The sequence below is a fragment of the Coleofasciculus sp. B1-GNL1-01 genome (assembly GCF_040220235.1).
GTDB lineage: Bacteria > Cyanobacteriota > Cyanobacteriia > Cyanobacteriales > Coleofasciculaceae > Coleofasciculus.
On sequence record NZ_JAVJTO010000039.1, the window covers coordinates 88,025 to 97,312 of the forward strand.

A 9,288-nucleotide genomic window follows, 5' to 3' on the forward strand; every position below is an offset into this window, starting at 1 on the left:
AATTGCGTTTAGTGAATGCACCGATTTTCCTCAATAAAATCTCGTATTTTTTTAAGCTGGAAGCCTTTAGCGAGCTGGCGTATATATTGAGCAAATGGGGCGAACTTATTATCCGCACTCTCGATACTATCAATTTTTTCGAGCAAAAGTTTAATCCGACCTTTCATGGCTAAATCCCAGAGAATATCTAATTCCTCTTCCGGAAAAATAATTGCTTCGGGTTTGCCCGGTTTTTGTTGCTCGTATGTTGTTACCTTAACAGCCGCTGACTGACTACCATTCCCTGATGCGGGTTCGTAAATCCAGGTCAGTCCCAAATGGTGTTGTAACGTCTGGAGTAGCTCATCAATTTGAACGGGTTTGGGCAGAAAATCATTACCCCCAGCTACCAAACTGTGATGCCGATCCATCTCAAAAACACTGGCTGACGATACTATGATTAGCATATTTTTCAGGGTTTTGGACTGGCGAATGTGTCGCATCATCTCAAAGCCGTCCATAGTTGGCATGATCAAGTCGGTAATGATTAGATCTGGCGTAGCTGTCATGGCGATATCTAATCCTTCTCGACCATTATTTGCCTCAATGACATCAAATCCTAGGGGTTCGAGCAAATTAACCACGACTGAACGATTTTCCCAGCGATCATCGACGACAAGGATGGTTTGGGGTTTGCCCTGATAGCCAATAATTCTACCTTGAGTAAAGGCGGGAGTTGTTTGAATCCATTCTCGGGCTTCGGGTAAGTCTAGATCCACGATAAATACACTCCCCTTACCGACTTCACTGTGGACTTGAATTGTACTACCCATAAGCTGTACAATCTTGGTGCTAATCGCTAAACCTAGTCCAGTTCCTTCCGCCTGACGTTTGCGATCGCTCACTTGTTCAAAGGGTAAAAAGATGCGTTGCAATTGTTGGGGACTCATCCCTACCCCGGTATCTTCGATTTGAAACCGGATTTGGTGATGGGGAGGGGTTGAGGTTTCCCGTAGATGAGAGACACCTTCTGGTTTGTCTCCATTGTGTCCCCCGATACTGTGATTGTCTTGGTTATCTCCATAGCCGACTTTAAAGGTAACGCCGCCGGTATCGGTAAATTTAATCGCATTGCTGAGGAGATTAATTAGAACTTGTCGCAGTCGCTTTTCGTCTACGTGGATACCAGCAGGAAGGGATGAAGTGGGTTGATAGATAAAGGAAATGCCTTTTGCATCCGCCCGAATCCGGCAAATTTCGACAACACCCCGCAGGAATGAGGGAAAATGAATATCACTGCCATGGAGTTCCATCTTCCGGGCTTCAATTTTCGCTAAATCGAGAATATCATTAATCAACATCAGCAAATGAGAACCGCATTGATGGATAATCCGCACCCCATCAAGTTCGCGATCGCTCATTGTTTTTGATCGTTGCAGAATTTGGGCATAGCCTAACACCCCATTCAGTGGCGTTCGCAGTTCATGACTCATATTTGCCAGAAACTCACTTTTGGCGTTATTCGCCGTATCCGCCTCTTCTTTTGCTGTTTTCAATTCTGCTGTGCGTTGTTCGACTCGCAATTCCAGTTCAGCTTTAGCATTTTCCAAGGCGGTAAAGGATTCCTGCAACTGCTGCGCCATTTGGTTAAAGGATTTGGATAAAATCCGCAGTTCATAAATCCCTTCGACTTTGACTCGTTGATCAAGTTCCCCACTGGCGATCGCACAAGATGCCATACTCAGTCGTAAAATGGGTTGACTAATCCAACGCGAGGTAAATAATCCCAAAAGCGTAGCCAGAATCAACGCCGCCACACAGAGGCGAATGGTTGTACGGGTGTTGGCGTGGATGCGTGCCATAAATTCATCTTCGGGAACCACGACAACAATCAACCAATTGAGTCCTTGATCGTCTTGAAAGGAGAGAACTTGGACAAATTGCTTCTTTTTATCTAACTCAAAATCTAACTGATATTCCCCTTGGATAGTCTCAAAGCTGCCAAATTTCCCAACTAAAAAGTCAGCCGTCGCCTTAATTAGTGGGTTATCACTGGTAATCGAGTCATTCCGTTCTGATTTCGCCTGATGATCAGTAGAGACAAACGTCTCTTCACTCATCGATGTAGCAACTAAGGTTCCTTTCCCCTTCGGTTCTAAAATAAACGTCTGTCCAAAGTCACCAATTTCCAAGTTTTCCAGGAAGTCCCCAATATGAGACAGAGACAGAATTGTACTGGTGACCCCCAGCAAGGTATCATCCTGATACAGGGGCATACTCGCCGCGATCGCTAATGTATCTTCATGTTCATAACGGAACACCTCACTCCAGGTTGCCTCACCTGCTTTTACCGCCTCTTCATACCAGGGTCGAGTGCGGTGATCATCGTAGGCAGGAGTTTCTAATAACTTGATCCGATTTCCTTGCTGATTCGTGGCATAAATATATTTAGTATAATTCACTGATTCATGAATTTGAAATCTCCCATCCTCTTGTCGCACCACTTCCAGATATTTACCATCTTCTGTTGCTATAGCTGTAGCGCTAACCGGAAAAACTTGCATCTGATGCCAGACGGTTTTCTCACAATCCAGCAAATTGTCTAATTCTAATTGATTCAGACAGGTTTCATTGGCATTGAGTTTATTAAAGGCATGGGGGATTTGCAGATAACTATCGAGTTTTTGTTCAATCCGGGCAGCGATTTCGTGACGTAAATCACTGGCAAGTTCATGCACTGCTTGTTCACCATTGCGTAAGGAAAGCCAACCCGTCAATCCCACTGCTGCCGTAATTTGCAGCAAGAAAGGAATAACAAGGACAAGGCGCAAACGCATTTTTAGAGAGGGTTTTGCTAAAAAACTGGGTAACATCCGTCAGTGTTAATCTACGAGTAATGAGTGGATTTGACGACTCAGATGCTACCCTAATCTATCCAGAACTGTATTCAAAATTCGCTGATCCTTTTACCAGATCCCCGACTTCTTGAAGAAGTCGGGGATCTCCTTTAAATCTTACCTCCAAGTCTTGATTTTCATCACCTTAATCAACTCCTTCAATTGGGGCAAACCCCTGACGCTGAATATTTTCGGTAATCGTGCGCGGTTCTAAAAATTGGAGTAAATAATCGGGTCCCCCCGCCTTAGATCCTACCCCTGATAATTTGAATCCGCCAAACGGTTGACGCGAAACAATTGCCCCGGTAATCGTGCGGTTAATATAGAGATTACCCACTTCAAACTCGGCAGATGCTTGGTCAATATGGGAGGGGGTGCGAGAATATAATCCTCCCGTCAGGGCATATTTTGTCCCATTAGCTACAACCAAGGCGTCGGGAAAATCGTTGACTCGAATCACCGCTACAACCGGACCAAAGATTTCCGCTTGGGCAATTTTGGCATCGGGTGAAACGCTGGTAAAAATTGTGGGACTGACAAAATAACCCGTGTCTGGGACTTCACATTCCACCGCTATTTCTGCCTCTTGCCGCCCTTTTTCAATATAGTCCTGAATTCGATTTCTGGCAGTAGCATCAATTACCGGTCCAACTTGGGTACTGGGTAATTCCGCCGCCCCAATATTGAGCGATCGCGTGGCTTCAATTAATCGTTCGATAAAGGTATTATAGATAGGGTCGAGAACGATTACCCGTGAACAGGCGGAACATTTTTGACCACTATACCCAAATGCCGACTTCACCACACCCGCCACGGCTTGATCTAAATCCGCACTTTCATCCACAATAATCGCATTCTTCCCGCCCATCTCGGCAATTACCCGTTTTAGGTGAGTTTGACCCGGTTGAACCATTGCCGCATCGGCATAAATGCGACATCCCACTTCCTGGGAACCCGTAAAGGCGATTACATGGGTATCTGGATGCTTCACCATATACGCCCCCACCTGGGAACCTTTACCGGGAACATATTGAAACACTCCCTTCGGAATTCCGGCTTCGACTAATATTTCTGCCAGTTTCGCTGCAATCACCGATGAGGTTTCAGCGGGTTTGAGGAGGGTACAATTTCCCGCGACTAACGCCGCTACCGTCATTCCCGTCGCAATCGCCAAGGGGAAATTCCAGGGCGAAATCACCACCGCAATTCCTCTGGGTTGGTAGACATAGCGATTGGTTTCCCCAGCCACATCATAGATATACCCGCCCTCCAGCCGTTCCATTTCCGAGGCGTAGTAACGGCAAAAGTCGATGGCTTCGGAGACTTCCGCATCGGCTTCTCGTAAGGCTTTGCCGACTTCCAAGCATATCCAGGCTGAAAGTTCTTCCCGACGCCCTTCCATTAACTCCGCCGCTTGACGCAAAATATCCGCCCGTTGTTTAACCGGGGTGCGACGCCATCCGGGAAAGGCGGCTTTGGCGGCGTTTAAGGCAGTTTCGGCTTGGTCGATGGAGAGTAATCCCACTTTACCGATAATTTCACTGGGATTCGAGGGATTAACGGAATCAACGGTTGCGGGGGTGGGTTGATAGTCGCCGTTAATCAAGGGATAGTAGGTTTTCCCTAGTTGTTGGCGCACAGTTTCCAGGGCGGTTTGGGCTTTTTCCCTGGCTTCGGCTTGGGCGTAATCGGTATCCGGCGCATTGGCGAATTGTTGAATGTTGAGTGTTGAGTGTGTAGGGGCGGGTTTAGGGACTTTCTGTTGGTTATTGATGGTAACGTCTGTGCGAAACCCGCCCTGACTCAGTGTTGAGTTAACTCCCCCTGCTTCCCGATTATCAGGTTCCTCATCCACTACAGGCGGGGCGATTAATTCCTCAACCGGGCGTTCTTCTAAACTTTGGCGCAGGAAGGAACTATTGGCAGTATTTTCCAGTAAGCGGCGAATCAGATATGCCATTCCCGGTAACAGTTCCCCATAGGGCGCATAAACCCGCACCCGATGTCCCCGTTGCACTAAGGCTTTGGCGAGTTGATCCCCCATTCCATAGAGAACTTGCATCTCGAAGCGGCGACGGGGGATATTCAACTGTTCCGCAATCGCGATGGCTTTGGCTTGCGATCGCACGTTATGTGATCCGATGGCAGCATAGAGATACTGGTGATTTTCTAGCAATAGCTGAGTCATTTCCTCAAAATTGGCATCGGTGGCGCTTTTTTGGTTATAAACGGGGTGTTGCCAATGGTTTTGTAAGGATTTAATCGTTTCCTGATCCCAATATGCCCCTTTAACTAAACGCACGGTGAGGGGATTGCCCCGTTCTTTTGCCCAGGTGATAATATCGTTTAAATCCCCTTTACTATCTCGCAGATAGGCTTGTAGGGTAATGCCTAAATCCGTGCGATCGCGGAATTCCTCTTCCATCAACAATTCTTTGAGAATGCCCAGAGTCATGTCCTTATAGACATACTGTTCCATATCAAAATGAACCGCCGCCCCCAATTCCTGGGCACGACGTAACAGAATCCGGATGCGATCGCACACCTGTTTTTTGCTACCTTCTGGATCTAGGGGGTCAAATTGGGAATAAAATGCGGTTAACTTAACCGAGACTTGAACTCGTGGTAAATCTTCCCCATCCGCTTGGTCAATTTCCGACACCGTTGACCAACTTTTCGCTTCCTGAGTCAACTGTTCCATCAAATCCAGATAGCGTTCCAGATAAGACTGGGCTTCGGCTTCGGTAATCACGGCTTCCCCCAGTAAATCTAGGGTAAATGCCATCTTATCTTTCCGCAGGCGTTCAATCGTCTTCATTACCTGCTTAATCGTTGCCCCAGCGATATACTTATTCGCTAAGGTTTCCACCGCCGTAGATACTGTTGAAGCTGCTAATTGTCCCGGCATCGAGTCAGGATTCGCAAAATTGAGTAAATTTTTCAGGGCGGCGGGAAGTTCCACCGACTCATCCCCTAAATAGTCTTGCAAATGACGAGCAATTTCAGTTTTACTCTGAAGGGCGGGTAAGGCATCAATGAAGCGAAAAAGCTGCACCCGCAAACCGGGATTACTCATCGCCCAAGCTAGGAGTTTATCATCCCAGCGCATCTGATCGCGCATTTGGGCAAAAAAGGAGCGTTTTTGCCGAGTGGCGTCAAGAAGCTGTTTGGCAATTTCAGTGGTTTGGGTTTCGTAGATGCTGTTGGCGACTTGTACAACCACGGGCAGGTAGACTCCTATTTCTGGGCTAAAGCATTTATCTCGAACTCTTTATTATATCCCGCTAGAGCCAATCGTGCAGGTTTGGAGTTGCACAAAGCGTGCCATAAGCGCTGGTATCGCTTACAACAAACCTTTGGGTCAGATTCTAAGTAGTCGGACAGAATTAACGTTAACCCTGAGGACAAGGCAACAGGCAACAGTAAGCATTTGAAGCTTGTTAACATTTCTTAGTAAAGCGAAAACAACTTATGTCCAGGTATTTGCTGTGATCGCTTGAAATTTTCAGGATGATTGCGATCACATCCTCTTCTTAAGACCTGTGAGACTGTTTCTGGGTGCTAATTCAGGAGTAGTTTGTTATGTTTTTTTGCTATGGTTTTCAAATAATCAATAAGTTGTTATGATCAAGGAAAATCAGAAAAATTATTCGGGGCAAACACTTTCTAGTGTTTAGCTTTATTGAGTAATTTAAATAGACTTGATTGGGGTTATTTCTTAATGGTTTTTAGAGCAAGGAAACTGAATAGGGTTTTCGCCACTTCATGTACGGTTTCTCTGTTGCTAATCTCTGGAGATGCTTACGCGCAGAGCATCACACCCGCCACTGATGGCACAGGTACAGTCGTTACTATTGATGGTCAAACCTACAACATCACTGGCGGAATGCTCTCTGGAGACGGGCAAAATCTGTTTCACAGCTTTGAGTCTTTCGGTCTGACCCAGCAGGAAATTGCCAACTTTCTTTCTAACCCTGAGATTCGCAACGTTCTAGGTCGTGTAGTTGGTCGCAGCCCTTCTCAAATTGATGGATTGCTACAGGTGAGTGGTGGGGCTGCTAACCTCTATCTGATGAATCCAGCAGGAATTGTTTTCGGACCGAACGCCCAACTCAATGTGCCGGGGTCTTTCGCTGCAACTACTGCAAGCAGCATCGATTTTGCGACAGGGCAATTCAGCGCTTTTGGAGAGGTTAATTACCAAGCGCTAGCGGGAACACTTGGACTTTGGACAAAAAAAATAAGTTTGCGTAATTTTTACGCAAACTTATTCTTAACTTAATTAAGAGGAATTAATTTGACGATGACCGAAAAGTTTTACTCGTCTTTAACTCCCTCATTTCTCCCAGAGATATCCGGCTCAGTTTCTCCGCCAAAACAAACATCTAAATAACTTGACTGGAGAGAATTAATAACTCTTTCCAATTCGTCGATAAGTCCCCTTCTTATTACTTTCTCCACAGCATCAATATGAGCCTCACTTCCCGCTTTTCCTAAATATAAGTATTTGCTTTTTTTATTCTTGTCATTAGCCCTAGGGAAAATCGGCTCAATGGCTTGTAGCTTATAATACCAGTAAATTTTTTGATTTTGCTTCGTCTGATAACGAATCACATGACAATGGGGGGGAGCCACTTCTCCTTCTGAAGCTATTTTTTGGATTTGTCGCTTTAGCTTACGAATAGTCGCCTTGATTTGTTTGACTCTGAGCGAGGCTTCTTGAGAGGTTTTCAAGGAATTAGGTTGGGTCATTAGCTTACAGATTGAACCACTTCTCTATTAGAATTAAGTTTGCGTATATCTTACGCTAACTATTTTGCCGGGTGTTTTAGCAAATGACTAATCAAGAATTAGCTGCCGATGTCCAGGATTTCAGAGCGTGGAGAAACCATCTCTATCAAGCCCTTGGTTCGCGTCGCTGTTCAGTTATGGAGTTACTCGATTCTCTTTCATCTAACTTACAAGCTTCTTCAGTCGCTGCACTGTCATTGAATCCTTTGTTTCGCCGAGATTATAACAGTTTATATAAAGGTATTCAAGATTTTTTACCGACTCCAAGTCATCCCGACTATCCCAAAGCTATTGATGACTTATTTTCGGTCGTTTCGGCTACAGTTCCTGACCCAGTTGAGCGGCATTTTTACCTATTTGGAGTAGACGCAACTCCCTGTCCCAGACCTTATTCAGCCACTTTGTCCGACAAAAGCTACATCTATCAACCCAATACTATTAAAGGAAATAAGCCTGTAAATATTGGTCACTCTTACTCGGTCGTTGCTGCCTTGCCAGAAGCCAGTGAAACCGGAAATGTCTCTTGGGCAATTCCCTTGTCTGGACAACGAGTGTCTGCCGACAAAAAAGATATTGATGTGGCTCAAACTCAACTGACAACAATTTACCATCATGAATCAGCTCCCTGGAAAGATAAGTTATCCGTTCTCGTGGCGGATAGTCTCTACAGTCAACGAGCTTTTCTCAATCAACAAGTCAATGAAGATAACTTAGTTTCCATTATTCGAGTTAAAAGCAATCGAGTCTTCTACCGAAAATTTATCCCCTCAGATTCTCCTAAAAAATCATCGGGTCATCCTCGTTGGTATGGAGACAGATTTGATCTTAAAGACGAGACGACTTGGAGCCAACCTGATGAAGTCTTTCAATCAACTTTTACTACGAAAAGGGGACGGAACCTGAATCTCAAAATTTCCGGTTGGAATCAATTGTTAATGAAGGGGACTAAGGAGTACAAGATGCACAAATATCCTTTTCGATTACTTCAAGTTATGGTGAGTGATGACATGGGGAAATCTGTCTGGAAACATATCTGGTTGATTGTGATTGGTTCTCGCCGTCATGAGTTGAGCCTTCAAGACTGTCATCAAGCTTATGGGCAACGTTATGATTTAGAACATTTTTTCCGTTTTGGTAAACAGAAATTGTTGATGACTACCTATTTTACTCCTGAAATTAATCACGAAGAGAATTGGTTTCAATTGACCTTGTTAGCTTACGTAAATTTGTGGCAAGCCAGGAAATTAGCGACTGTTTTACCTCGCCCTTGGGAGGGTTATTTGACTCAAACTGAATCGCTCAAAGTTACACCCAGCTTAGTTCAACGGGACTTCTATCGAATTATTTCGTCTTTGGGTACACCTGCTCAATCCCCCAAACGTCGTGGTTATTCTCCCGGACGAATTAAAGGTGAAAAAAAAGAGCCGAGAACTCGCCATAAAGTTATCAAAAAACAACCATTTTGTAAAAACCAAAAGAGCCAAGTCTCCTAAGCTTTACTCTGTAACCTTCTAAATCCGGTATTTCTGAGCTTTTCTTCGAGCTGAGATAGAGGAGTTATTGTTCCTTATTTTATTTGCGTAAGTAATACGCAAAAATACTGATTTTGTCCAAAGTCCAA

General features: G+C 44.9%; 5 protein-coding genes. 2 read left to right on the plus strand and 3 right to left on the minus strand.

The window, feature by feature from the left end:
- Nucleotides 1-8: 8 nt before the first annotated feature.
- Together RID53_RS09110 and pruA are read right to left on the minus strand one after the other, a co-directional pair.
- Nucleotides 9-2,852 carry an ATP-binding protein gene (locus tag RID53_RS09110; RefSeq protein ID WP_446387805.1) on the minus strand — a complete coding sequence of 948 codons (2,844 nt, stop codon included), beginning with the start codon at nt 2,850-2,852 and terminating at the stop codon, nt 9-11.
- 169 nt (nt 2,853-3,021) lie between these two features.
- A complete protein-coding gene (pruA, locus tag RID53_RS09115) occupies nt 3,022-6,099 on the minus strand; it encodes an L-glutamate gamma-semialdehyde dehydrogenase (RefSeq protein ID WP_446387806.1) in 3,078 nt (1,025 codons plus the stop codon).
- Nucleotides 6,100-6,558: 459 nt separating this feature from the next.
- On the opposite strand from pruA, the gene RID53_RS09120 reads away from it, so the two are divergent.
- Entirely contained in the window at nt 6,559-7,158 is a 600-nt protein-coding gene (locus RID53_RS09120; RefSeq protein ID WP_446387807.1) for a filamentous hemagglutinin N-terminal domain-containing protein, read from the plus strand.
- Nucleotides 7,159-7,193: 35 nt separating this feature from the next.
- Here RID53_RS09120 and RID53_RS09125 read toward each other — a convergent pair whose 3' ends face one another.
- Nucleotides 7,194-7,628 (minus strand): hypothetical protein, encoded by a 435-nt coding sequence (locus RID53_RS09125; protein ID WP_446387808.1) that lies wholly within the window; start codon nt 7,626-7,628, stop codon nt 7,194-7,196.
- Between the two features lie 83 nt (nt 7,629-7,711).
- Here RID53_RS09125 and RID53_RS09130 point away from each other — a divergent pair, with 83 nt between their 5' ends.
- A complete protein-coding gene (locus tag RID53_RS09130) occupies nt 7,712-9,160 on the plus strand; it encodes an NF041680 family putative transposase (protein WP_446387809.1) in 1,449 nt (482 codons plus the stop codon).
- Nucleotides 9,161-9,288: the final 128 nt, after the last annotated feature.

Coding starts and splice junctions, on each gene's coding strand:
- RID53_RS09110 (WP_446387805.1), bottom strand. CDS start 2,852: ATGTTACCCAGTTTTTTAGCAAAACCCTCTCTAAAAATGCGTTTGCGC.
- RID53_RS09125 (WP_446387808.1), bottom strand. CDS start 7,628: ATGACCCAACCTAATTCCTTGAAAACCTCTCAAGAAGCCTCGCTCAGA.
- RID53_RS09130 (WP_446387809.1), top strand. CDS start 7,712: ATGACTAATCAAGAATTAGCTGCCGATGTCCAGGATTTCAGAGCGTGG.